This window comes from Pseudomonas versuta, assembly GCF_001294575.1.
Classification (GTDB): Bacteria; Pseudomonadota; Gammaproteobacteria; order Pseudomonadales; family Pseudomonadaceae; genus Aquipseudomonas; species Aquipseudomonas versuta.
In genome coordinates this window covers 2722586-2745350 of sequence record NZ_CP012676.1, presented here as the reverse complement: position 1 = coordinate 2745350, position 22765 = coordinate 2722586, and the positions used below count along the sequence as shown (strand labels likewise).

The 22765-nt window shown below is 58.0% G+C and carries 24 protein-coding genes and 1 pseudogene; 14 read left to right on the top strand and 11 right to left on the bottom strand.

The features are described from left to right. Positions 1 to 131 precede the first annotated feature (131 nt). Together AOC04_RS12095 and AOC04_RS12090 are read right to left on the bottom strand one after the other, a co-directional pair. A complete protein-coding gene (locus AOC04_RS12095; protein WP_060693666.1) occupies positions 132 to 356 on the bottom strand; it encodes a hypothetical protein in 225 nt (74 codons plus the stop codon). Positions 357 to 976: 620 nt separating this feature from the next. Then, on the bottom strand, positions 977 to 5125 hold the full coding sequence (locus AOC04_RS12090) for a CheR family methyltransferase (RefSeq protein ID WP_060693664.1): 4149 nt from the start codon (positions 5123 to 5125) through the stop codon (positions 977 to 979). A gap of 296 nt (positions 5126 to 5421) precedes the next feature. Here AOC04_RS12090 and AOC04_RS12085 point away from each other — a divergent pair, with 296 nt between their 5' ends. The 8 genes from AOC04_RS12085 to AOC04_RS24310 all read left to right on the top strand — a co-directional run bounded on the left by AOC04_RS12085 (position 5422) and on the right by AOC04_RS24310 (position 12605). Then, complete coding sequence (locus tag AOC04_RS12085; protein ID WP_060693662.1) at positions 5422 to 6279, top strand: SDR family oxidoreductase; 858 nt, start codon at positions 5422 to 5424, stop codon at positions 6277 to 6279. A gap of 62 nt (positions 6280 to 6341) precedes the next feature. After that, a complete protein-coding gene (locus tag AOC04_RS12080) occupies positions 6342 to 8135 on the top strand; it encodes a thiamine pyrophosphate-requiring protein (protein WP_060693660.1) in 1794 nt (597 codons plus the stop codon). 85 nt (positions 8136 to 8220) lie between these two features. Further along, positions 8221 to 8877 (top strand): cytochrome c3 family protein, encoded by a 657-nt coding sequence (locus AOC04_RS12075; protein WP_060693658.1) that lies wholly within the window; start codon positions 8221 to 8223, stop codon positions 8875 to 8877. Then, entirely contained in the window at positions 8865 to 9161 is a 297-nt protein-coding gene (locus AOC04_RS24235) for a TAT-variant-translocated molybdopterin oxidoreductase (protein WP_237178873.1), read from the top strand. Before AOC04_RS12075 ends, AOC04_RS24235 begins: the two co-directional genes overlap by 13 nt. A gap of 35 nt (positions 9162 to 9196) precedes the next feature. Beyond that, the gene (locus AOC04_RS24230; protein ID WP_237178872.1) at positions 9197 to 9793 is read left to right on the top strand and encodes a molybdopterin-binding domain-containing protein; all 597 of its coding nucleotides are present in this window, start codon (positions 9197 to 9199) and stop codon (positions 9791 to 9793) included. 25 nt (positions 9794 to 9818) lie between these two features. Beyond that, entirely contained in the window at positions 9819 to 11729 is a 1911-nt protein-coding gene (locus tag AOC04_RS12070) for a 4Fe-4S dicluster domain-containing protein (RefSeq protein WP_237178871.1), read from the top strand. Then, positions 11719 to 12453: an NADP-dependent oxidoreductase gene (locus AOC04_RS24050; RefSeq protein WP_250635725.1), complete on the top strand. Its 735-nt coding sequence runs from the start codon at positions 11719 to 11721 to the stop codon at positions 12451 to 12453. Before AOC04_RS12070 ends, AOC04_RS24050 begins: the two co-directional genes overlap by 11 nt. Positions 12454 to 12485: 32 nt before the next feature. Beyond that, on the top strand, positions 12486 to 12605 hold the full coding sequence (locus tag AOC04_RS24310; RefSeq protein WP_162232789.1) for a zinc-binding dehydrogenase: 120 nt from the start codon (positions 12486 to 12488) through the stop codon (positions 12603 to 12605). Positions 12606 to 12827: 222 nt separating this feature from the next. On the opposite strand, the gene AOC04_RS12060 is transcribed toward AOC04_RS24310, so the two are convergent. The 5 genes from AOC04_RS12060 to AOC04_RS12040 form a co-directional block, all read right to left on the bottom strand. Then, positions 12828 to 13064 (bottom strand): hypothetical protein, encoded by a 237-nt coding sequence (locus AOC04_RS12060; protein ID WP_060693655.1) that lies wholly within the window; start codon positions 13062 to 13064, stop codon positions 12828 to 12830. Continuing rightward, on the bottom strand, positions 13061 to 13318 hold the full coding sequence (locus AOC04_RS12055) for a DUF6555 family protein (RefSeq protein ID WP_060693653.1): 258 nt from the start codon (positions 13316 to 13318) through the stop codon (positions 13061 to 13063). Before AOC04_RS12055 ends, AOC04_RS12060 begins: the two co-directional genes overlap by 4 nt. Before the next feature lie 99 nt (positions 13319 to 13417). Beyond that, the gene (locus AOC04_RS12050) at positions 13418 to 13699 is read right to left on the bottom strand and encodes a hypothetical protein (RefSeq protein WP_060693651.1); all 282 of its coding nucleotides are present in this window, start codon (positions 13697 to 13699) and stop codon (positions 13418 to 13420) included. Positions 13700 to 13726: 27 nt separating this feature from the next. Next, the gene (locus AOC04_RS12045; protein WP_060693649.1) at positions 13727 to 15040 is read right to left on the bottom strand and encodes an SDR family oxidoreductase; all 1314 of its coding nucleotides are present in this window, start codon (positions 15038 to 15040) and stop codon (positions 13727 to 13729) included. An 80-nt stretch (positions 15041 to 15120) separates the two neighbouring features. Further along, a complete protein-coding gene (locus AOC04_RS12040; protein WP_060696938.1) occupies positions 15121 to 15885 on the bottom strand; it encodes an OBAP family protein in 765 nt (254 codons plus the stop codon). Between the two features lie 402 nt (positions 15886 to 16287). Between AOC04_RS12040 and AOC04_RS24225 the strand changes: the two genes are divergently transcribed. Continuing rightward, entirely contained in the window at positions 16288 to 16584 is a 297-nt protein-coding gene (locus AOC04_RS24225; protein WP_060693647.1) for a hypothetical protein, read from the top strand. Here the strand turns inward: AOC04_RS24225 and AOC04_RS12030 are convergent. After that, positions 16581 to 17117, bottom strand: a complete 537-nt coding sequence (locus AOC04_RS12030; RefSeq protein WP_060693645.1) for a cupin — start codon at positions 17115 to 17117, stop codon at positions 16581 to 16583. The two genes, AOC04_RS24225 and AOC04_RS12030, sit on opposite strands and share 4 nt — an antisense overlap. Positions 17118 to 17508: 391 nt before the next feature. Then, entirely contained in the window at positions 17509 to 17787 is a 279-nt protein-coding gene (locus tag AOC04_RS12025; protein WP_060693643.1) for a hypothetical protein, read from the bottom strand. 586 nt (positions 17788 to 18373) lie between these two features. On the opposite strand from AOC04_RS12025, the gene AOC04_RS24220 reads away from it, so the two are divergent. Next, positions 18374 to 18622 carry a hypothetical protein gene (locus AOC04_RS24220; protein ID WP_060693642.1) on the top strand — a complete coding sequence of 83 codons (249 nt, stop codon included), beginning with the start codon at positions 18374 to 18376 and terminating at the stop codon, positions 18620 to 18622. A gap of 7 nt (positions 18623 to 18629) precedes the next feature. Here the strand turns inward: AOC04_RS24220 and AOC04_RS24215 are convergent, their stop codons facing one another. Continuing rightward, the gene (locus AOC04_RS24215) at positions 18630 to 18857 is read right to left on the bottom strand and encodes a hypothetical protein (RefSeq protein ID WP_060693640.1); all 228 of its coding nucleotides are present in this window, start codon (positions 18855 to 18857) and stop codon (positions 18630 to 18632) included. A gap of 210 nt (positions 18858 to 19067) precedes the next feature. Here AOC04_RS24215 and AOC04_RS12005 point away from each other — a divergent pair, with 210 nt between their 5' ends. Further along, entirely contained in the window at positions 19068 to 20207 is a 1140-nt protein-coding gene (locus AOC04_RS12005; RefSeq protein WP_060693638.1) for a glutathione-independent formaldehyde dehydrogenase, read from the top strand. Positions 20208 to 20234: 27 nt separating this feature from the next. After that, entirely contained in the window at positions 20235 to 20450 is a 216-nt protein-coding gene (locus tag AOC04_RS12000) for a hypothetical protein (protein WP_060693636.1), read from the top strand. A 352-nt stretch (positions 20451 to 20802) separates the two neighbouring features. Here the strand turns inward: AOC04_RS12000 and AOC04_RS24045 are convergent. Then, positions 20803 to 21956 (bottom strand): annotated as a pseudogene (locus AOC04_RS24045) (IS3 family transposase); the annotation flags it as partial. 121 nt (positions 21957 to 22077) lie between these two features. Here AOC04_RS24045 and AOC04_RS11985 point away from each other — a divergent pair. After that, complete coding sequence (locus AOC04_RS11985; RefSeq protein WP_060693631.1) at positions 22078 to 22320, top strand: hypothetical protein; 243 nt, start codon at positions 22078 to 22080, stop codon at positions 22318 to 22320. A 236-nt stretch (positions 22321 to 22556) separates the two neighbouring features. Next, on the top strand, positions 22557 to 22745 hold the full coding sequence (locus AOC04_RS24210; RefSeq protein ID WP_237178870.1) for an SOS response-associated peptidase family protein: 189 nt from the start codon (positions 22557 to 22559) through the stop codon (positions 22743 to 22745). The last annotated feature ends 20 nt before the right edge of the window (positions 22746 to 22765 follow it).

The following is a 22765-nucleotide window of genomic DNA, read 5'->3' as shown; positions in this document are numbered from 1 at the left end:
TGTTGTCGGTAAAAACTTATACGCGTGTGCGATTTAATCACCGCTTCGTATAAGTTTTTCTTAGTCGTCTGCGCCTGCGATATTAAATTGATAGCAACTATTAAGCGCTTCGCTTAGTTTGATGAATGATCTTACGGTTGCTGGTAGTGCCCTGGTATGTTGTCGCCTTCATCGGGCTTCGTGCGCTTTTGCACCTGCACGTCGGTCAGACTGGCGTCGCGCAGCTCGGGAAATGTCTGCTTGAGAGTTGCTTGCGCGTCGCAGGGCGAAAGGTTGTCGCGGTCGCAGCCCAGGGTGCGCCTCCCTAGCTGGTTATCGACGATGAAACTGACGACGTAGCGTTCGTTATCAGACATTAGGGGTCATCCTCTTTTTGTCTTCAGCCGGTCTTGCGCTCGGTCATCGAGCACCTATGCGCAGTGAAGCGTAAAAGGCAGGCGTTGTTCCCGCGAGTTGATCAGGTGCAACTAGTCCTTTGCTTTGCACTTGAACCTCCCAGGTGATTCCAAACAGATCCATATCTTGCTAACTGGAGATTTTCGCCATCAAACACGACCCCTCCAAAACCGAGCCCAACCAGCAGTTGCATATCCAGACATAAATGACCAGCGCCAGCAGGCAGGTCAGGACGTTACTGCCGGCACACAACAGCCCGAAGCCGCGGCCATCCAGTGCAACGGTATATCGCCGCCGTGTGCACCGTCAGAACGGTGGAGTGCAGGCATTTACTCCGGTCGGCACGGTGATGATCATCGTCATGATGCCAAACAGGGCATTGGCAAACCGCCCAATGTAGAGAATCCCGCTCGTCTGGTGATTAAGCTAAATTTTAAACTGGCGTTAAGTGCCTATGCTCTTAACAGTACGCCTGTTCCTCCTGCAGGTCTGGCAACACGCCTGTTTGCCCGTATGATGTGCGGGCATTTTTGTTGTTATTTCGACAGGTTGGAACTAACAGGCCTGGAGTGCCTGCCCGTCATTGTTGCGCGCTGCGCAAACTGTTGATCAGTTCGATTAACGACTCATGAGCCACCGGCTTGCAGACGTGATGGTTAAAGCCTGAGGCAACAGCTTTTTCCTGATCGCTCGCGGCGCCATAACCTGTCAGTGCAATGGACGGCGTCGCCTGCAGGTGATCCAGCTTGCGAAGGTTCCTCATCAATTCATGTCCGTTCATGCCCGGCATCCCTATGTCCGAAATAATCAGGTCGTACTGGTCGGTGAGAGCGGCTTCAAGCGCCAGCTGTGAATCGCCGAAGGCCTTCACGTCGGCACCTTCCATTTCAAGCAACATCTGCAGCACAAACAGCACGTCTTGGGAGTCATCGACCAGGAGAACTTTCAATCCAGCGAGACGGTTATCCTCATCTGAGGCCTGCGGGATGAGCCGCAAATCATCATGCTGCGCGCTCAGGGGCAACAGCACCGAGAATGCGCAGCCGAAGCCCAGCCCCTTGGAGTGCACGCTCACCTGACCACCTTGAGCCTCAACCAATTGGCGTACCAGTGACAGTCCGATCCCGAGGCCTTCACGCTGATGCGTCTGGTGCTGGTTTTCCGCCTGGCTGAACAGGTCGAAAATCTTATCCAGGCTTTCTTCGGTCAGGCCGATGCCACTGTCGATGACGTCCAGCTGCGCATGCCCATCTACGCGGCGCAGTACTAACTGAACGCGTCCATCGTCCGGGGTGAATTTCAGTGCGTTGTTGACCAAGTTCCAAATCACTTGCTCAAGCCGCGTAGCATCGGCATCAACGACCAGCGTTTTCTGCGGTATCAAGGAGATATCCAGCGTGATCTGACAACGGTGGCCATCGTTAAGCACCACGCTGTGGATGTCCTGAAGTGTCTTGGCCAGGTCAACAGGCTGTATCTTCAGCTTTAGCTTGCCGGTGCGCACCCTTGCCACATCCAGCAGGTCGTCAATAATGCGCGCCTGGCTGGAGACCGCTTCGCAGATGGTATTGACCGCTTTCATCGCCGGCCCTGTGGCTTTGGTGGCAGGCAGGCGGCGCAGCAACTCGGCATTCAGTTGAATCAGGTTCAACGGGTGTTTCAGCTCGTGGGACATCACAGCGAAAAACTCGTCCTTGAGATGGCTGTTCGTCTGGGTTTCCATGAGCCGCTTATGTTGCTCATCATGAATGCGTTTATGGCCGGTGAGATCGCGGGCAATCTTGACGTAGCCTTTCAGGCTGTCGCTCTTGAGTTGGGTGACTTCACCGCTGCAATAAAAGCGACTGCCGTCCCGGCGCACGTGCCAGCGCTCGTCCTCTCCACGCCCATGTTCACGTGCCGCGCGCAATTCGTTCTCGGGGACGCCAGCTGTGCGGTCCTCGGGTGAAAAGATCAAGTCGTAATAAGCGCCCAGCACTTCGTCCTTGGTGTAGCCAAATATCAGTTCCGCGCCGGTGTTCCAATCGATAATAGCGCCATCGTCATCAAGAATGATGATTGCAAAGTCATGGGTGCTTTCGGCCACCAGGCGCATGCGCTCCTCGCCCAGCCGGAGTTCTTCCTCTGCGAGTCGACGCTTGGTGATGTCGATGAAGGTCAGTACGGTGCCATCGATATGGTCTTCGCTTGAGCGATAAGGCAGTGAGCGCGCGATGTACCAACGGTCGTTTTTACTGCTGATCTCGCGCTCGATCATGCTCAGCGATTCAAAAACATTCGCCGCGTCCGCAGCCATCTCCGGGTAGTTGAGACGGTGGGTAATGTCCATCAACGAGCGACCGGTGTCGACCGGCAGCATGCTGAAGATGTCGGTTGCCCGGGGTGTAAACCAGCGGATACGCATATTGCGGTCGACAAACACTGTGGCGATGTCCGTGGAGGCAATCAGGTTGGTCAGGTAGTCATTGACCTTGTCGGTCTCTTCCACTTTGGTTTTGAGCTCGTAGTTGACGGTCAGCAACTCTTCGTTGATCGACTGCAGCTCTTCCTTGCTGGTTTCTAGCTCCTCGGTGGCCGAGCGCAGCTCTTCGTTGACCGCCTGCATTTCTTCATTGGAGGCCTTAAGTTCCTCGCTGGAGACTTCCGACTGCTCGATGGTGTCCTGCAGGTGCAGCTTGGTCCGCTGCAGTTCGCGCTCCAGGTTGGTCATTATCTGGTTTTCGGCGTGGTTGACATTGATCTCGCCGGCTTGTTGCGGGTCAACTTCGGTCTCTTTGAAGATCACCAGCACATAGTCGCTTTCGGTGGCGTCGTCCCTGTAGGGCAGGGCAGTGATGTCGACCAGATACTGGCCGTCGCCATGCTCAACCTGCACTTTGCGCGACGTCACGGGCAGGCCTGACTGCTGCACCTGAAACAGGGTTGTGCGGATATCCAGGCGCAAGTCCGGATGCACCAGCGCCAGCAGGTTGCGGGTCAGTTCCCCGGCGACATAACGCAAGAAGCGCCCGGCACCTTCGCTGATGTGCAGGATTTCGGCATTGATATCGACAATGACGCTCGGCGGCGCGGCTCTTTCCAGGGCGCGCAGGTGAATCTGCGCAAACGAGACCTTGGACGGGCTCTTGGTTTCAGTCACAACCGGCACGGAGCTGGAGCGCAGGTAGCCACCGCGTGGCATCGTCGGTGTACGGCGCAGCACGGTCGAACCGGCGCGCACACGGAAGATGCGATTGCGCTTGTCCACCGGCACAAACAGGTCCAGGCAGCCTTCAACCGACTCTGAAGAGCCCAAAAACAGGTAACCGCCGGAGCGAAGGGCGAAATGGAACATCTGCAGGATGTCGCGCTGTACCTCACGGTCGAGGTAGATCAGCAGGTTACGGCACACAATCAGGTCGATCTGCGAGAAGGGCGGGTCGGCCATCAGACTGTGTTTTGCAAACAGTACCTTTTCGCGAATCTCTTTGCGCACCCGATAGTGCTGGTTTTTTTCTTTGGAAAAATACTGGCGCAAGCGCGTCGGCGGTACGTCGGTGATGATCGCTTCGGGGTACACGCCGTTGCGCCCGTGGGTGATCGCCCGCTCATCAATGTCGGTGGCAAACACCTGCATTTTCGCATCGCTGGCGTCCAGCGCCAGTTGTTCGGCCATCAGCATTGCCAGGCTGTAGGCTTCTTCACCGGTGGAGCAACCGGCCGACCAGATACGTACCTCTTCCCGATGGGGCACGGCGTCCTCCAGAGATTTCACCAGGTTGGGAATCACATCACGCTCAAGCGCTTCAAAGGCCTCGCGATCGCGGAAGAAGTTGGTCACGCCGATAAGCATATCGCCCAGCAACGCCTTGGTTTCGTTGGGGTGGCTTTGAAGAAAGTTGTAGTAGGCCGCCAGGTCAGGCTGGGCGTTAACCTGCAACCGGCGCTCGATACGACGCAACACCGTGGCACGCTTGTAATGTTTGAAATCGTGGCCGGTACTGGCCCGTAATTGAATCAGAATGTCCAACAGCAACTGTTCGGCGACCGCAGCGTCGCGTTCACTGGTCGGGGGCGTGGTACGTATCTCTGGGTCATTCGCGGTGGGCAGGATGATCGCCTGCGCATTGCGCCACAGGTCCAGAAGTTTTTGCGGCATTTCCACTACGGGAAGCACCAGGTCGACCATCTGCGTTTCGATGGCCGCGAGGGGCATGCCGTCGAACTCGGCGTCTTCCGGCGCTTGCACCAGCGTAACGCCGCCTTGCTCCTTGATGCGCGATAACCCCACTGCGCCATCGGAGCCGGTACCGGAAAGGATCACGCAAAATGCGCGCTCCTTGTGGGTGTCCGCCAGGTCGCGAAAAAACAGGTCGATTGCAATGTGCGAGCCGCCTTCGCGTACCGAAGGCGAAACCGCCAGATAGCCATCATTCATCGCCAAATGTTGTGCGGGGGAGATGACGTAGACGTGGTTTTTTTCGATGGGTGTGGTGGCGGTGACTTGCAACACCGGCATCCGCGTCGATTCCTGGATGATTTTATCGGCCATGCTTTGATGGTCGGGCGACAGATGCAGAATCACCACGAAGGCCATGCCGCAGTCTTTGGGCATTTGTTCGAAAAATGCCTTCACCGCTTGCAGCCCGCCCGCCGACGCACCGATACCCACGACCGGAAAGTCCAGGTGGCTGGGCATCAGATCCTTGCGTTGCGGAACGTTCAGGGACCGCGGTGGGGCAGATTTCATGGGGTAAACCTAGATTAATAGCGCGCTAAAAAAACGTGATCACACGGTCTGGATTCAGACGAGGTGAGGATGGGAGAGAGGGCGGAATATAGCTTATTAACGGCCTGGCCTAGAACGTTTTAACGTCACTCGGTCAATCCGCGCCGTTCGGTTGAGTTGCAAATCCTGTCGAAGGTTTACTCGGATCGACGGGTGGCACCTCACCACCGCAACGCTAATCCGGATTCTGCAATTTAGTCTGAACTATTACCTGCTGTCAGTCCTCGCAAGAATAGGCAAACGAAGGAGGACCTCCGATGAGCAACTACCCAAAACCACCGTTCAAACCCCAACAGCAAGCGGTGCCCGGCGCGCAATACCGGATGGACCCGCAACCCGATTGTGGTGAAAAAACCTATAAGGGTTCAGGCCGTCTGGCGAACAAAATAGCCTTGATCACCGGCGCCGACAGCGGCATCGGCCGAGCCGTCGCCATTGCCTTCGCACGTGAAGGTGCGGACGTAGCAATCTCCTACCTGGACGAGCACGAGGACGCTAAGGAAACCGCGCGCTGGGTCGAAGCGGCCGGCCGCCAGTGCGTGCTTTTGCCGGGTGATTTGAGCCGCCAGCCGCACTGCGCGGCCATCGTGAATGACACGGTAGAAGCCTTCGGCCGCATAGACATTCTGGTCAACAACGCAGCCTTTCAGATGACCCACGAAACCCTGGAGGAAATTTCTGACGAGGAATGGGTGAAGACTTTCGACGTCAACGTCACCGCCATGTTTCGGATCTGCAAGGCTGCGCTGCCCCATATGGCCGAGGGCAGTTCGATCATTAACACCAGCTCGGTCAACTCCGATGCGCCCAACCCGACCCTGTTGTGTTACGCAACCACCAAGGGCGCCATCGCCAATTTCACGGCAGGCCTGGCGCAGTTGCTCGGCAAGCGCGGGATCCGCGTCAACAGCGTCGCGCCGGGGCCTATCTGGACACCTCTGATCGTGTCGACGATGCCTGAAGAGTCAGTGAAGAATTTCGGTGGCAATACGCCCCTGGGTCGCCCAGGCCAACCGGTCGAAGTGGCGCCGATTTATGTGCTGCTGGCATCCGACGAGGGCAGTTACATCTCCGGCGAACGCTACGGCGTGACGGGCGGTAAGCCGATTCTCTGACGCATGGCCGGCGCAACGTGTTGCGCTGGTTTTCATTCGACCTGCTTTAAGCGAGGGTTCCAATGACAACGACAGTAGGTGACTTTCTGGTTGAACGGCTTGCCCAGTGGGGCGTCACGCGGATTTTTGGTTATCCGGGTGACGGCATCAACGGCGTGTTTGGTGCCTTGAGTCGCGCTAACGGCAAGATCGAGTTCATCCAGGCCCGTCACGAAGAAATGGCCGCGTTCATGGCTTCGGCCCACGCTAAATTTACTGGCGAGCTTGGGGTATGCATTGCCACCTCTGGGCCGGGTGCGTCGCATTTGATCACTGGACTGTATGACGCGCGTATGGACCACATGCCGGTGCTGGCCATTGTCGGGCAACAGGCCCGGGCAGCGCTGGGCGGCCATTACCAGCAAGAGCTGGACCTGGTCTCGATGTTCAAGGACGTGGCCGGCGCCTTTGTGCAACAGGCCTCGGTGCCGTCGCAGGTGCGCCACCTGATTGACCGTGCGGTACGCACCGCCGTCGGCGAGCGTCGGGTCACTGCGATCATTTTGCCCAACGACTTGCAGGAAGCTGCCTACGAGCCGCCCGCCAGGGCCCATGGCACGGTGCATTCCGGAGTGGGCTACAGCAAACCCAAGGTCGTGCCCTATGACGCCGACCTGCAGCGCGCGGCGGACGTACTCAATGCCGGCAAAAAAGTTGCAATTTTGGTCGGCGCCGGGGCACTAGCGGCGACTGATCAGGTGATCGCCGTGGCCGAAGCATTGGGCGCAGGCGCCGCCAAGGCCTTGCTCGGCAAGGCGGTGTTGCCCGATGACTTGCCGTGGGTGACCGGCAGCATCGGCCTGCTCGGCACCGAACCCAGCTACAAGTTGATGACCGAATGCGACACGTTGTTGATGATCGGCTCGGGTTTTCCCTATGCCGAGTTCCTGCCCAAGGAAGGCCAGGCGCGCGGCGTGCAGATTGACCTGCAACCCGACATGCTGAGCCTGCGCTACCCGATGGAGGTGAACTTGCTCGGCGATGCGGCCGAAACCCTATCCGCACTGCTGCCGCTGCTGGAACACAAGACCACGCGTACCTGGCGCAAAAAGGTCGAAGGCTGGCGCGCAAGCTGGGAGAAAACTCTGGAGAAACGCGCCCTGGCCAAGGCCAAGCCGATCAACCCACAGCGCGTGGTATACGAACTTTCGCCGCGCTTGCCCGACCACGCGATTATCACCAGCGACTCCGGCTCCTGCGCCAACTGGTATGCGCGTGATCTGAAGATCCGCCGAGGCATGCAGTGTTCGCTGTCCGGCGGCCTGGCGTCGATGGGCGCCGCCGTGCCCTATGCGATTGCGGCCAAATTCGCCCATCCGCAGCAAACGGTGATCGCGCTGGTAGGCGATGGCGCGATGCAAATGAACAACATGGCCGAGTTGATCACCGTCGCCAAATACTGGGGGCAGTGGCAGAGCCCGAAATGGATCTGCGCAGTCTTCAACAACGAGGACTTGAATCAGGTCACCTGGGAGCAACGGGTGATGGAAGGCGACCCCAAGTTCGAGGCCTCGCAGAACATTCCCGACGTGCCTTACCACCTGTTTGCGATCTCGCTGGGGCTCAAGGGCATTTTCGTCGAGCGCGAAGAAGACGTCGCGTCGGCCTGGGAGGAAGCGCTCGCCTCGGATGTGCCGGTGTTGATCGAGTTCAAGACCGACCCCAACGTGCCGCCGCTGCCACCGCATATCAAGCTGGAACAAGCGAAGAAATTTGCTTCCACGCTGCTCCAGGGCGATCCGGATGAGGCCGGGGTGATTGTGCAAACTGCCAAGCAAGTGCTGGCGAGTGTCTTGCCGGGGCGCGCGAAGCCTTAGACAGGCCGCGCCGATAACAAAAATAACGAACTCCTGCGCACCCACGCAGCCACAGCTGTAAGGACATGGACATGAGAATCCGGCGATGACGCAGATTTTCAGGCGCTCAGCCGACACTTGGTTGCGCGTGGGACTGCTGCTGCTGATCGTCGGCCTCTCGGGAGGCTTGCTTGTGGCATTGACCCTGGAGGGCACCGACTACCGCACCGGGCGTAATTGGGTGGTTGAACAGCCCTTGCCCTTCAGTCATGCCCACCACGCGGGCGAGCTGAAGATTGACTGTCGCTACTGCCACAGCGCGGTCCAGTCCTCGGCTATCGCCAGCCTGCCGCCCACCGAAACCTGTATGAGCTGTCATTCCCAGGTCTGGAAAAACGCCGACGTGCTGGCGCCGTTGCGCATGAGCCTGCGCGAGCATGAGCCGATGCACTGGCAGCGCGTGGTCGAGCTGCCGGACTACGTATACTTCCATCACGGCGTGCATGTAAACGCTGGTGTTGGCTGTAGCGAATGCCACGGCCAGGTCGACCGTATGCAACTGATGTTCAAAGCCCAACCTCTGAACATGGGCCAGTGCCTGGCCTGTCACCGCGACCCGGCACCGCACCTGCGGCCGGTGGATCAGGTGACCAATATGCAATGGCGTACCGATGAGGATCGCCGCGCGCTGGGTGAGCGGCTGATGAAAGCGCACCCTATTGAAATCCGAGGTCTGACCGACTGCGGGACGTGCCACCGCTGAGCGCGCCACTGGATTTCACCGCCTTGCGCGGGCAACTGGCCGGGCTCAAGGGCCAGGCCTATTGGCGCGGGCTTGAGGCCCTAGCGGCGTCCCCCGAGACCCAAGCGCTGATGGAAGCGGAGTTTTCGGGAGCGGCACCGTTGATGGACCGCCGAAGCTTCCTGCAACTGATGGCGGCCAGCCTCGCCATGGCCGGGCTGGCCGCGTGCGGCAAAACCCCGGAACAGGCCGTTACGGCGGTTAACCAACCGGTTTCACTGACACCGGGTGTCGCCGCCTGGTAGCCACCGCCATACCCTTCTGCGGCGTCGCTCAGCCGGTGCTGGGCAAGACTGTCGCCGGACGCCCGATCAAGCTGGAAGGTAACCCCGAACACCCGATGTCCGGCGGCACCTGTGACGCGTTCACCCAGGCGGCGATCCTGCAACTCTATGACCCTGACCGCTCCCAGGCGCCGCGCTTCAAAGGCCGCGAAACCAGCTGGTCGCATGTGCTTGCGGTGCTGTCGGGCATGCAACAGGCGCTGGATGGGGTCCACGGCAAAGGCCTGCACATCGCCTGCGGCGCCAGCAGTTCGCCGACCCTCGGGCGACAGCTTGATCAACTGCAAGAACGCTGGCCCCAACTGCAGCTGTACCACGCTGGAGCGTTCAACGAGACCGCCGCCTTGCACAGCAGTGAACGCGCCTTCGTCCGGCCGTTGAGTGCACGCGTGCATTTGGAACAGGCCGAGGTGCTGGTGTGCCTGGAATATGACCCATTGGGCAGCGGCCCCTGTCAGACGTCGTTGCAGCGCGGCTGGGCCGAGGGGCGGCGGCGGGCAGCCGCTGGTGAGGGCGCCGCATTGGCCTTCGTGGCTGAAAGCATTCCAACCCTCACCGGCGCGCCTGCCGATTGCGCCATCGCGCCTGCCTGACCTGTTGTTGGCCTTGAGCCAAGCCTTGGGCGAAACGCTTTCGGCCACGCCGCGCTTGACGGCGGTGCAGCAGCATTGGGTTGACGCGGCCGCGGCCGCGCTCAAGGCGCATCCCGGCCGAGGGTTCGTCGGCGTCAGCCCTCAAGCGCCCGAGGCGCTGCAGGCGCAGGTCATGCACCTGAACCAGCGTCTCGGCCATCCGGACTGGCAGGTGCCGAGCCTGCTGGGCTATGCGCAGGAACGCCGCTGGGATCCGCTGGGCCAGCTGAATCGCGAACTGGCAGCGGGGCGCGTGACCCACTTGGTCATGCTTGATTGCAACCCGCTGCAGACTTCACAGCTTGTGCCCGACCTGGAGCAGGTGCCGTTCCGCCTGCACGCCGGACTCTATTACGACGAAAGCGCCGCGCAATGCCACTGGCACCTGCCACTCAACCATGCGCTGGAGGGCTGGAGTGACGCCCGCGCGGCAGACGGCAGCGCCTGCATTGTGCAGCCGCTGATCGAACCGATGTACGCGACCCGTACGCTGCATCAGGTGGTCGACATGCTGCTCAACGCCGCCGAGGTTGATGCCCACCAATTAGTCCGCGCCACGTGGGCGCCTATCCCCGAGACTCAATGGCGCCAGGCTTTGGCAGACGGCTGGATCGAACCGGCTGCGCCGCCCATAGAAGTCACCGCCGCGCCAGCGGCAACGCCCGCGTTGACCGATATTGCCGGCCTGCAGGCGGTCATCCGCCCGGACCCGACGGTGTGGGACGGGCGTTTCGCCAATTGCGGGTGGCTGCAGGAATTGCCCAAGCCGATCAGTACCCTCACCTGGAGCAACGTGATCGGGCTTTCGCCGCGCCAGGCGGAGCAGTTGGGCCTTGGCAATGGTGACGGCGTTGAAGTAACCCTGGCCGACCAGACTGTGCGCGGGCCCGTGTGGATCGAGCCGGGGCAGGCCGACGAGGTCATCGCTTTGTACGCCGGTTATGGCCGAACCCACGTCGGGCGTGTCGGCAATCACCTCGGCTACGCCGTCAGGCCGCTCGAACAGCTGTCCGTCGGCGCGACCCTGCGTGCCACGGGCGAGCATTATCGGTTGGCCGCAACGCAGACCCATCACCAACTCCCAGGCAATGACGAGCCGCTCATCCGCGTGGTCGCGCGCGATGCGCCGCGACTGCCCACCGAATCGATTCCGGTGTCGCTCTACAGCCCGGCCGCCGACAGTGGCCCGCAATGGGGCATGGTCATCGACCTGGACCTGTGCACTGGCTGCAACGCCTGTGTCGTCGCCTGCCAGGCCGAGAACAACATCGCGGTGGTCGGCGCCGACCAGGTCGCCCAAGGCCGCATCCTGCACTGGCTTCGCATCGACCATTACTACCAGGGCCCGCTGGAGACCCCGCGCTCACGCTTCCAGCCGTTGCCTTGCATGCATTGCGAGCAGGCGCCCTGCGAAACCGGTTGCCCGGTGAATGCCACGGTGCACAGTCGCGATGGTCTGAACGAGATGGTCTACAACCGTTGCATCGGCACGCGCACGTGTGCCTCCTATTGCCCGTACAAAGTCCGCCGCTTCAATTGGCTGGACTACAGCGCCGATGCGGCGCCGTCGCTCCAGGCCCAGCGCAACCCCGAGGTGACGGTGCGCGCCCGGGGTGTCATGGAAAAATGTACCTACTGCATCCAGCGCATCAGCAGTGCGCGGATTGACGACAAGCAGCAAGGTGGCGACTTCGACACCTCAGGCGTGGTCACCGCCTGCCAACAGACGTGCCCCAGCCAGGCCATCCGTTTTGGCGACATTGCCGACCCGGCGAGCGCCGTCAGCCAGGCGCGCCGGGACCCACGCCATTACCGCCTGCTCGAAGCCCTCGGCACGCGACCGCGCACCAGCTACCTGGCGCAGATCGAAGAGGAGGGCGCGGCCGATGAGCACTGAGCCGTTGCTGCACGACACCGCGCATTTCTTGCCCAAAGACCTGAGTGACCAGCAGGTGTCGCGCCAGGTGTTCGGGCCGCTGCAACAGTTCCCACGGCGTGTGGCCTGGCGCTGGTTGTTTGGCGTCGGCGTCGGCGTCGTGCTGTTACTGGTCTACCTGGGCTCGGTCGCGGTGTTGTTGGCCAAGGGCGTGGGCATGTGGGGCAATAACCAGCCGGTGCAGTGGGGCTTTGCCGAGTACTCGCGGGTGCCTGCCGAGCATCTGGCGCTGATCCCTGAAGGCCTCGATTGGCCGTCCGCTGCCGGCGTGCCGCTGGCCGGGCATACCGCCTGGCAAGCCTTGGTCGAGCATGGCCAGGTCGAGCAGGGGCAGAAGGTACTGATCCATGGGGGCACCGGTGGCGTCGGCCATTTCGCGGTGCAATTTGCCAAGGTCAAAGGCGCCGAAGTCTATGCCACCGCATCCACTGACAGCTTGCCGTTCCTGCGCGAGCTGGGCGTCGACCGCGCCATTGATTACAAGACTGAACGGTTCGAGGACATCTGCAAGGACTTTGACCTGGTCATCGATTTGATCGGCGGCAACACCCAAGCGCGTTCAGGGCAGGTGCTTGGCGAGGGCGGGCGATTGGTCTCGACCCTGACCATGCCCGATGCGCACCATCCCCAGGCAGCAGGCAAGACCGGCACGCGGTTCACTGCCGAACCGCGCGGTGAGAACTGACCGAAATCTCCGGGCTGATCGCGGCGGGCAATGTGCAAGTGTATGTGGCCAAGACCTTTGAACTGGAAGAGGCCGTATACGCGCTGGACTACCTTGCCAACGGACACGTGCACGGCAAGGTTGTGTTGCACATCAGTGAGGAGGCGGTATGAGCGAGCATTCAAAACCAAGCCCTGGCACCCATGCAGGGCAAAAAATACGTCCTGAAACGGCCAAACGAAACGACAAATCGGAAAACCCGAATGTCGACCGCCCTGGGAAGTCGAGACCGAGCAGGGCGGCGTTGCCCCTGGGGGGCCTTCGAAAGACCCAGAGTCAGGGGCGTGACAATACGATGAGGCGCGAGCCTTGTTTTCGGCATGGCTGGCCGTTCATTAGCGCTTCGCGCGGTTAAGGCGCATCCACTCTCGATACGCGGTGGTACGTTGCGCGTCAGCGACCTTCTTGGCTTCGGTAAAGCGCGCCCATGTGGCTGCATCGCCGCTTTCGGCGTCGATGATTTTATAGGCCTGCGCGTCCAGACGATCGGCTTCGAAGAACATCTCCTTGTTTTTCGCCATCTCGTCATCCCATGTCTGTCTGGCGGTGTGGTTGAGTAGTTGACTGGTCATTGGGTGAAATCCTCCGCCCACTGGATCTCTGCCGCACCACTCCAGCGCACGTCAGTGATGCCGTATTTTTCTGCCATCGGTTTAGAGACACGTTTAACTTTTTGCTGGGCAAATTTGGGTATGACCGCGACGCCGGCGTCGCAGCTGGCCCAATGCCACGCCTCAACGTTATCCATGCGTGGTGCCCGCAGGATGAACGACTTGCGCTCACCGTACAGTTGGTAGCTGATCGTAAATAATTCGTTGGTTTTCATGAGGTCTCCCTATGCTCATGAACTTCAGATATTTGACATCAAAAAAAATTCAAATAGATTGTCCGACAATTCGATGAGCCACACGGTTGGCGAAAAACCTCAGTCATCTACCGTGAACGTTACCCAACCCGGGCCATCATTCGGCCGTTCAATGTCGGCAATTACACCGCTCACGCAAGAGCCGTCGGGCAAGTTGACCGTGACAAAGTTGGGGTTGCCGGGCCAGTCGAGCGGGGTCTCGAAGCTCAAATACCCAAGCGTGGATTTGCCGCTGCTGGTCAATTGGATCAAGACTGACGCATTCAGGCGTTCATCCGATTGTATTCCCAGATGACGTGAGGCGGTGATGACGCTGGCGTTACCTTGGTAGTCGTAAGACATGTTGGTTACCTCTTCGGGTGGGCGCGGTCAGGGGCGACGTTTAGGGTTCGATTGATAGCGGCGCGCAACGGCAACACCTCCCAGCAATAGCGCGGCGCCGACGGCAACGAGCAGATACAGTGCAGGTTTGCTGTTTTGCCGCCAGACGCCCTCGACTCGGCGCTGCCCCGTTGACGGCGTAAAGAGGTTGCCTGAGGACGTGTCGGCCTGCGGGCTGCGACCGAGCGCGAAGCGCGTCAGCCAGCCCGACATGTGGGCAAAGCCTGGGACCAGGAAGTGAGCCACCCTCGCAGCGGTGGCGGCGGCGGCCACGGTGATGCTGTTGCGCGGCTGAAGGGCGCAGGCAACCATGGCGTCGGCCACCAGGTGCGGGTCATAAACCGGTGATGGGGGCTTCAGCGCGTGGCCGGTGAAGTTACCGCCATCTCGAAAGCCTGGCGTGTCCATCACGGCCGGGTAAATGTCACACACGTGAATGTCCGGCAGGCCGGTCAGCTCGGCGCGCAATGCTTCACTCAGGCCGCGCAGGCCGTATTTGCTCGCCGAATACGCGACGGCATACGGCTGGGCAACCCAACTCCCGAGTGACAGGGTGTTGATCAGGATGCCGGCCTTCTGCGCCTTGAAATAAGGCCACGCCACATAGGCGCCACGCAGGTAACCGAGCAAGTCTGTCTGCAACACCTGTTCGTGGGCTTCCAAGGGCGTGTCTTCGAAGCTCCCCACGGCACCCACGCCGGCATTGTTGATCCATATGTCGATACGGCCGTGGCCGAACGCTGCGGCTTCCGCTGCCAAGGACCTCATCGGGTCGGATTGGGTGACGTCGGTCTGGACGGCAATCGCCTCGGCGCCGCGCAGGGCACATTCCTCGATGACTTCGGCCAGCGCGGTAGCGTCCCGGGCTGCAAGTACCAAGCGTGCTCCTTGCTTGGCGAAGGCATGCGCGGCCGCGCGCCCGATTCCGCTGGACGCACCGGTGATTACCACCGTTTTGCCGTGCAGTTGGCCGCTGACGGGGCGGGCGACGGAGGCGTGCTCGGGCTGTGCGTTTGGCACATGCACTTGCACGGCTTCCAGCTCGAGGCGGGCGCCATCATTCAATACCAGGGTCAGGTTTTCGATGATGCCCGCCACCCGGTCGGGGAAAACCGGTTCGCCCATGGCATCCAGCTCGTCGTACAAGAATTGCTGGCCCTCCAGCCACCCGACGGCCGTCATCAATTCCGGGCCCAGGTAGTACTTTCCATCAAGGAAGAACCCGCCGAAGTTGTGGGTTCGCTCCAGGTTGTGCACGACATAGCGTTCGCCGCGCATCATTCCGGTGCCTGAATCGATCATGATGACATCCTCCATTCACGTGTGTTTGGTAGAGAAGGCGGCGCAAATGATCGTTCAATCGAAATGACTGTAAGGCACTGTCAATGGGCGTGCGGCGTTGCGGTCGGGTCGACGATTTGAATGATTTCACCCTGACGCCACGCATCGGCGCCTGGTGCAATCGGTGGCGCAGCGATGTCTGCGCGCGCCTGCTTTTTCTGGCTGCTGTCGATACCCATCCGCTGGTCCCGCTCAGCGACCATGTGCGCATCCGCCTGCCCGTCGGCGGTGAACCCCATCATCAACTGAGGCACGCCCAACGGCAGGCGTTTGTCGAGGTCGGTATGCCAGGTGTGCCAGGTTTTGCCATAGGTATGCACCAGCTTTTCCATCAGGGCATACTCGGCTACCGCAGGAATCCCTGGTGCAACCAGTTGACCCGATTTCACTTCATGCACATGGCTGTGCCACAACGCTTTCTCCGGCGTGGGCAGGCTGTTGAACAGTTGCTCGCTGATGATGTACTCCACGCCCATCAGCTTGGCGTCCTTGCGGTTGCCGTCATAGATCACGCACTGGATCACCTCTTCGTTGAGGATTGCGCAGTAGTGATGGGCTTCCATTTGCACATCGTGGTGCCCGTTGTAGAAGTGGAAACCATCCAGGTAGGCGTTCAGTGCGTCTATTGGTGGACGCGACTGCAACAGGGCAGCGCCCGCTTCCAGTGTTTGGGTGCTTGGGTTTTCAGGCTTACCGGGTGCTTCGACGTTTGAGGGTGAAGTGTTGCCGGCACACGCGCTGAGCAGGCCAAGGAGCGCGGTCAGGGAAAGTGAGGCGCCAGCCCGGGGCTTTGCAGTGTCATTCATCATAGGTTCCATCCTGCTGTGTGTTTTCAAATTGAAAGGTTAAAGCCAGCCCTAACCGTGTTCAGATTGGAAAGACCAGCGTTGCGCGCGTTCAAATTTTTACCTGTTTTACTGGAACACCATGGGGGCAGGTGGGTCATGTTTAAGGAGTCGCCGATTACGCAATCTTCTTCGACCTGAGGCTATTGAGCCTATGAACAATACCCCAATGCCGCTGTTAGCATTACTCACGCAGTGACTGCTCGCCCGCGGGCCGGGAGGCCAGGAAGACGAGGTGCGCGCCATTTGCTTTGTACAACGGAGCTCTTTGTGCGACGAAGCCTGGGTGGACCCGGCGGGTAATGTTGTTGGGGTGATCAAGGGCTAACCGCGAAAGCCGACCCTGGACGTGCGGTAAAAATCATGGCGCACATGGGTGAGATCGTCATGGTCGTCAAGCGGGTGAAAACCGATGGCACCTTGCGCGCAACGGCACTGGGTGGTGCGAATCCTATCAATTTGCGAAGCCATGCTGAGATGTTGAGGCGCAATGCCGCCAAGTTGTCCGGCTTGACAAAATCGCTGTACTGCTTGCGCAGCTTCCTCATGTCTTTGAACCAAGTTTTTCCATGCGCAATGCCGTATTTTGGGCTTGCTGCTTTGCATTACGATGGCTGCCGCTTTTGCGTGAGCGTGCCAGGGGCGGGTGAGCAGGGTTAGCCGGTACGGCGATCTATCCAAAGGCCGCGATACGTCCCGTCATCACCCTTTACGGGACTTTGATCAGGAAACGGTAGTTGTTTGATCCTAGCCAACTGCGCCTGGCTGGGCGCTTCGCGACAAATGTCCGCATGCTGGCCAGGCGGGTAAGCGCCTACCACCAGGAAGTCTTCGCTGGCGCTGATATTGCGGTGCCCGGTCCCGACGGGTAGCAGCAGGACATCGCCAGCGCCCACCTCCAGAATATGTCCGTGGGAGCCACCGAGCATCAGTTGTGCATGGCCTGTAGCGACACCAAGCACCTCATGCCCTTCGGTATGGTAGTGGTGATAGTCATAAATCCGACTGCGCCACTTGGGCGGCCAGCCCTGAGTGGTGAACATTTCCTCAAAGCGCGTGGCCAAGTCAACGAACTGTGGTGATAGTACCTGGGTATACACGAGTACAGGGAGGTCAGGGTTATTCGGCACGGGGTGATTGGGCTCGAACATCAGGGACGTTGGCGACGGTGAATCAGTCTGGGAAACAGTCATCTAAAAACTCCGATTGAGCGTGTGACGGCTATTGGGCTGACTGCTATATCAAATGCCCGCCCTCTTTTTCACAATCGACTTTAGACCCTGAGCGGCAGAGTGGTAGTCACCACCCGGGCATTGTTGGGGAGCATAGCCCAGGCATGACCGGAATCTCCTCGCACTTAAGATCGGCTATCTGGCTTGCTGGAGCCTCGCGGTTGAGCTGGTAAGCCTTGGCGAATAGGCCTTCCCAGACACAGTGGGGGGTGGGAGAGGGCGTAAAGTTTGAACAATCACAAACGCTTCGACGATTGACATTTACCTAAATCCATCAAGCCATGATGCGAACACTGTGCGATCCATCGGTGTGAGGCATATCGTCCATGCGTGCTGCAGGACATTTTCGTTGTTACGGCTGGATTTCAATTGCCAATAGCAGTTCACCTGCGGGCAATGGTTGCACGTCCTTGATGAGGCCGTGGCAGGCAACACCTTCCCATTCGAACGCAATGGTATGGGCATCCTTTATTTGAGAGGGCCATGGAGGAGTCAGACGCAACTCCCACCCGCAAGCGATACGCGCCACCTGCGTCATGCATTCACAGGTAAGCGCATTTACACCGAACAGTGTGTCTTGAAGGTAGTCGATCTTGATGGCCCGCGCGGTGGCTTCAATAAAATCAGGCATAAAAAGACCTCGCATTTCTACCCTGTGGACGACAGCCGGGAAGACTGTCTGTACATCACCAATTGTTCCAATATTCACGGATGAGCTGGGTGACTCCCTGTTCTCCGTGATACTGGGCGCGATCGATGTTGGCGATGGTGAATTGGTCAGCGCCATGCGCCAACACGGGGATAGACAAGGTGCCATCCGGATTGATTTTGCACTTCACCCCCGCAATTAGGCAGGCGTGTCGAAAAGGCTATCTCAATTACCACTTGGTTAGTGTGTCCATGTGATCTACGTGCTTGAAGATTTGGACACCCAAAGGCTAGCTCAGAATATATTTACGTAAATACTGGCATTGTGGTGGCACTGAAGTGCGGGCGCCCCTTGTCGAGATTGGGTTAAGTCCGAACATCGAGCTGACTTAAACCTTTCGCCATTGCGCAGTGTCGATTGCTGTAGACGCTTAGCAAGGTTGAGGGAATATCAATGATAAGGGGTGAGATTTCTGCACATAACATACCTGGCTTCTCTATGCCTACCAATGCCCCCAAGGAATTGAACCTTCATGAGGTCAGGACCCAGCCATTGGAATGGGTGATGTGTGGACCTGATTGACTGGGTGCAGTGGCCAGCCATGGTCGTGACGGTCATCTCGGCTTGGTTCATCGGATCTCAACGACCGCGCCGACGCATGATTGCCTTTTGGGGCTTTATCCTCAGCAATACGCTATGGATCATTTGGGGGTGGCACACAAATGCTTTCGGTCTGATTGTGCTCGAGTGCATTTTGCTGGGCATGAACGCTCGCGGATTCAGGAAAAATCAACACGGTAACCGGGCCTCCGGTTGAATCGCTATTACTGATTCTGAAAATTCTTCTTAAACCCGCGCAGGTTCATCGAGCAGAGGCAGATTTGCAGCACGATCAATGCATAGGCCTCAGCGTAAGCACCCCATATAACCCAAAGCATATTGCTCAATATGAAGCAGAAGAACCCCGCCATTCTTCTCGCCGGGCGTTGAGAGCCAATAAGCCACGCCGCTATCACTGTCACTACCATGGCAGGCCACTGAACGCAGTCCATATAACTCAACACATCTCCTCCGATCAATCTTCTGATGGTTTAGATGAAAGAGGTACGTACGGGAGAAAAATTCAAACTTTTTTTAATTGGTCTGAGAATTACCGCCCGTCAGACTGGAACTGGATTTCTTGAACATACGACTTCCTCTTTCGGACAAATAAAACATGTGCTGACGAAAATTCCCTTTCGTCTTGCCTTTGGGAGAACGCAATGAAAGCCATCGTTTACAACGGCCCTCGTGACGTCAGTGTGCAAAATGTACCGGACGCGAAAATCGAAAAGCCTACCGATGTTTTAGTGCGCGTAACAACCACCAATATCTGCGGATCTGACCTGCACATGTACGAAGGCCGAACTTCGTTTGAAGCTGGTAGAGTTTTTGGCCATGAGAATCTGGGCGAGGTAATTGAGGTTGGTGTAGGGGTTGATCGGGTCAAGATAGGCGACCGAGTTTGCTTGCCGTTCAACATCGGCTGCGGTTTTTGCGAAAATTGTGAGAAAGGCCTGACCGGTTTTTGCCTGACGGCTAACCCAGGGAGTGCCGGTGCGGCCTATGGTTTTGCCGACATGGGACCCTATCAAGGCGGGCAGGCTGAGCTGCTTCGGGTGCCATACGCCGACTTCAACTGCCTGGTGTTGCCCGAGGATGCGCAAGAGCGTGAAGAGGACTACGTCATGCTCTCTGACATTTTCCCGACGGGTTGGCATGCGACCGAGTTGGCCGGCCTGCTTCCTGGAGAAAGCATCGCCATTTACGGCGCCGGACCGGTGGGATTGATGGCAGCCCAGTCGGCCATGATCAAGGGCGCCTCACAAGTGTTTGTGGTCGATAACCATCCAGACCGTTTGAAGCTGGCCGCCCAGATTGGCGCCACGCCCATCAACTCGCTCGAAAAGGAAGCAGTCGATCAAATATTAAATCTTACTCATGGCAAAGGCACGGATCGCGGCTGTGAGTGTGTGGGTTACCAATGCTGCGATCGCCACGGTCATGAAGCTAACCACCTGACCATGAATAACCTCGTCGCTTCAACCAAAGCCACTGGCGGGATCGGCGTTGTGGGCGTATTCGTTCCGCAGGATCCAGGTGCAAAAAATGAGCTGGCGAAGGAGGGCAAGATGGCCTTTGACTTCGGTGCCTTTTGGTTTAAGGGCCAGCAGATTCGCACCGGGCAGGCCAATGTCAAAGTTTATAACCGCCGCCTGGCCGAGCTGATCCACCATGATCGTGCGCATCCGTCGCAAATCATTTCCCACCGCCTGAAACTGGCTGAAGGGCCTGAGGCGTACCAGCACTTCGATGCACGTGAAGAGGGTTGGACCAAAGTGGTGCTCAAACCCAGCGCATAACAGGGAAACCTGTACGAGGAGAACGGGATGAACGACCTACCGGTAAGCGATAAAAAGCTTAAACCATTGCCTTGCGCGCCCTGCTTCGAATATATCCCGGACGATGATGCAGAGAACAGCGAAGAACAGGCCAATGCATTGCGCGCCATTCTGGAAACCACGTTCAACAACCGCGAGTACGCAAACCCACCTATGAAAGGTCCGCCGGCTTCCGGGGGCAGTGTAATGGCTGCCCCAGCATGAGCCCCATTTTCAAGGAGATTCATGATGAAAAAACTCTATACCTGCCTCGGTTTGTGCAGCCTGCTGCTTCTGCATGGCTGTTTCGATAGTTCCGACAATACCACCAGGGACAATACCGAAGGGACGAAGTCTTCGGTTCAAATGCAGGACAGGCACACGCAGGAAAGCAAGTAGTGGGTTCATACTGGCTAAGGTAAGCGGGGTAAAATTGAAAGGACGGGAATCTCGATGAGTTGTCTGATTTGCGTGGGTATTGCAGCACGTATTCGGTGCCGTGGCCCCTTGGAGGATAGGGACTGTCCCGAAGGTGAACGCTACCGCATGGCAGATGAGCTGGTTTGGCCTTGATGAATCAGGGCCAGATTTTGACAACTCCAGAATGTAGTGGACAACTTATCCCGGATACTGCACTAAGTTTTTTTCCTGCCTAAGCGGGCGCAAGCCCGCCATCAAATAATGACTGATGTCCTGTTGCGCCTGCTGAACCGACATATAACCTACTGAAGGTATCCACTCGGTTTTGAAGCTGCGAAATTTACGGTCCCTCAGCGAGTTGTCGTAGCAATTGCCCCGGCGACTCATGCTCTGCTTGATGCGGTACCGCCAGAGACGCTGGAGGAAGTGACGACTTCCTTTTGTGAACCCTAATTCGAATGAAACAGCAGCCCTTGAGGCTTCCCGCGTTGCTCCTAGGCCATATCCAGAGCCTTGAAAACCCAAGTCATCATCCGGGTTTCCTGATGACGCTTAGCCCACTATCCGACGCGCATAGTGATCCATAATCACGGCCAGGCACTGCCATTTTCCTTGCGCCCAGATATAGGTGATATCACCGCACCAAATCTTGTTTGACTCGGGAAATAGGACTATTGATTCAGTAAATTTGGAGTTTCAGCCCGCTCGTCCGTTGCTTTTTTGTAGGGATGTGAGCCGGGCTGCTTGCTGACCAACCCCAACTCCCGCATCAAGCCACGCACCTTGAAATGCACGATGTGTTCGCCATCTTCCTGCATCATCGACACAATACGGAGGCTTCCAGCAGCGCATCGTCCCTGGGTAAACAGCTCGTTGACCCGACTACGTAACCGAACTCTCTCGACGCCCGCAAATCGCCGCCTGAGGCGATGGGCGCGTGGTAAGTCGAACGGGTGACTTCGAACACCTCGCACAAGCTTTCAACGGGTTCGTGGGCACTTAGCTGATGGATCAGCGCGTATGCTCGAGGTCTTCCGACATCAAGAGCGTTGTAGCCTTTTTGAATATCGAGTTCTCTCGTTCAAGACGAGCGATTCGAACGTCCAGTTCTTGGATTTTTTACTGCTACGGGTTCAACGCCTTGCTCTACAGGGTGACGCCTGTGCGTTCCAGCTGAAGCTGTCCAACCCAACGGCGCAGAGCCGATTCGCCTACTCCGAGCGAGCGTGTAGCTTCGATGAAACTGTAAGTTTGCTGGAGTAGGAAGTCAGCAGCCTCGCGTTTGAGTTCAGCGGAAAAAACACGCCGTTGTTAAGTCATATAACACCTCGATTTGGCGAGCATTTTTCACCTAAATGGGTGCCCGGAATCATTTGACCACTACAATATGCCACATAGGCGTTTTAATCATGAAGTGTGGTGGGACTGAACGATGAGCAAAGATAGCAAATCCCTTGTAACAACGATTTTCAACCAGCTTCGAGTCCTACAAGAAACGGTAATGCTCCTACAAGCAGTAGATGAATCTGAGGTTAACACCCTACGTGGTGGGCAAACCGTAGACGTGCATGGGGTATTACATATGTCGTTCATGAAGCTTCAAGACCAGATCGCCGCAATGGAAGAAACCCTAGCCACGATTGCAGAAGCTACCGGCGCAATTTCGAAACTTTAACGGAAGGAGAAGGGTATGTGTGGCAGGGTTTTGATGTTCAGGGCGATGGATGAATACGTTCGAGAACTCGACCCGCAAGGAGATTTCTTCGCCAAAGTCGATAAGACTCCCTCAGGCGCTACAACATCGCTCCAAGCACTGACGTTCCTGTCATTCACGCTGAACCTGACGCTCCTGAGATCCACTCAGTTCAATAGGGATGGAAGCGTGAGATCTCCTGGTTTAAGCTAAAGATTGTGCAGCCTCTCAACGCACGCATAGAAACCACTGCTCGCGGGCGTTTTTACAAGGTTCTTTTCCCTGAGCATCGGAGCTGGATTCCAGCGGATGGTTGGTACGAGTGGATCAAAGAACCTGGAGATGAGAAAATAGCAGCCGTTCTTCATAAACTTGAAAAGCCGCATATCTTGTTCTTTGCGGGTTAGCACTGGTAGAACCGGTTGTA

Bases quoted from the DNA above. Each gene is read 5' to 3' on its own strand.
- AOC04_RS12095 (WP_060693666.1), bottom strand. From the start codon at position 356: ATGTCTGATAACGAACGCTACGTCGTCAGTTTCATCGTCGATAACCAG.
- AOC04_RS12090 (WP_060693664.1), bottom strand. From the start codon at position 5,125: ATGAAATCTGCCCCACCGCGGTCCCTGAACGTTCCGCAACGCAAGGAT.
- AOC04_RS12085 (WP_060693662.1), top strand. From the start codon at position 5,422: ATGAGCAACTACCCAAAACCACCGTTCAAACCCCAACAGCAAGCGGTG.
- AOC04_RS12080 (WP_060693660.1), top strand. From the start codon at position 6,342: ATGACAACGACAGTAGGTGACTTTCTGGTTGAACGGCTTGCCCAGTGG.
- AOC04_RS12075 (WP_060693658.1), top strand. From the start codon at position 8,221: ATGACGCAGATTTTCAGGCGCTCAGCCGACACTTGGTTGCGCGTGGGA.
- AOC04_RS24050 (WP_250635725.1), top strand. From the start codon at position 11,719: ATGAGCACTGAGCCGTTGCTGCACGACACCGCGCATTTCTTGCCCAAA.
- AOC04_RS12060 (WP_060693655.1), bottom strand. From the start codon at position 13,064: ATGACCAGTCAACTACTCAACCACACCGCCAGACAGACATGGGATGAC.
- AOC04_RS12055 (WP_060693653.1), bottom strand. From the start codon at position 13,318: ATGAAAACCAACGAATTATTTACGATCAGCTACCAACTGTACGGTGAG.
- AOC04_RS12050 (WP_060693651.1), bottom strand. From the start codon at position 13,699: ATGTCTTACGACTACCAAGGTAACGCCAGCGTCATCACCGCCTCACGT.
- AOC04_RS12045 (WP_060693649.1), bottom strand. From the start codon at position 15,040: ATGATCGATTCAGGCACCGGAATGATGCGCGGCGAACGCTATGTCGTG.
- AOC04_RS12040 (WP_060696938.1), bottom strand. From the start codon at position 15,885: ATGAATGACACTGCAAAGCCCCGGGCTGGCGCCTCACTTTCCCTGACC.
- AOC04_RS24225 (WP_060693647.1), top strand. From the start codon at position 16,288: ATGGCGCACATGGGTGAGATCGTCATGGTCGTCAAGCGGGTGAAAACC.
- AOC04_RS12030 (WP_060693645.1), bottom strand. From the start codon at position 17,117: ATGACTGTTTCCCAGACTGATTCACCGTCGCCAACGTCCCTGATGTTC.
- AOC04_RS12025 (WP_060693643.1), bottom strand. From the start codon at position 17,787: ATGCCTGATTTTATTGAAGCCACCGCGCGGGCCATCAAGATCGACTAC.
- AOC04_RS24215 (WP_060693640.1), bottom strand. From the start codon at position 18,857: ATGGACTGCGTTCAGTGGCCTGCCATGGTAGTGACAGTGATAGCGGCG.
- AOC04_RS12005 (WP_060693638.1), top strand. From the start codon at position 19,068: ATGAAAGCCATCGTTTACAACGGCCCTCGTGACGTCAGTGTGCAAAAT.
- AOC04_RS12000 (WP_060693636.1), top strand. From the start codon at position 20,235: ATGAACGACCTACCGGTAAGCGATAAAAAGCTTAAACCATTGCCTTGC.
- AOC04_RS11985 (WP_060693631.1), top strand. From the start codon at position 22,078: ATGAGCAAAGATAGCAAATCCCTTGTAACAACGATTTTCAACCAGCTT.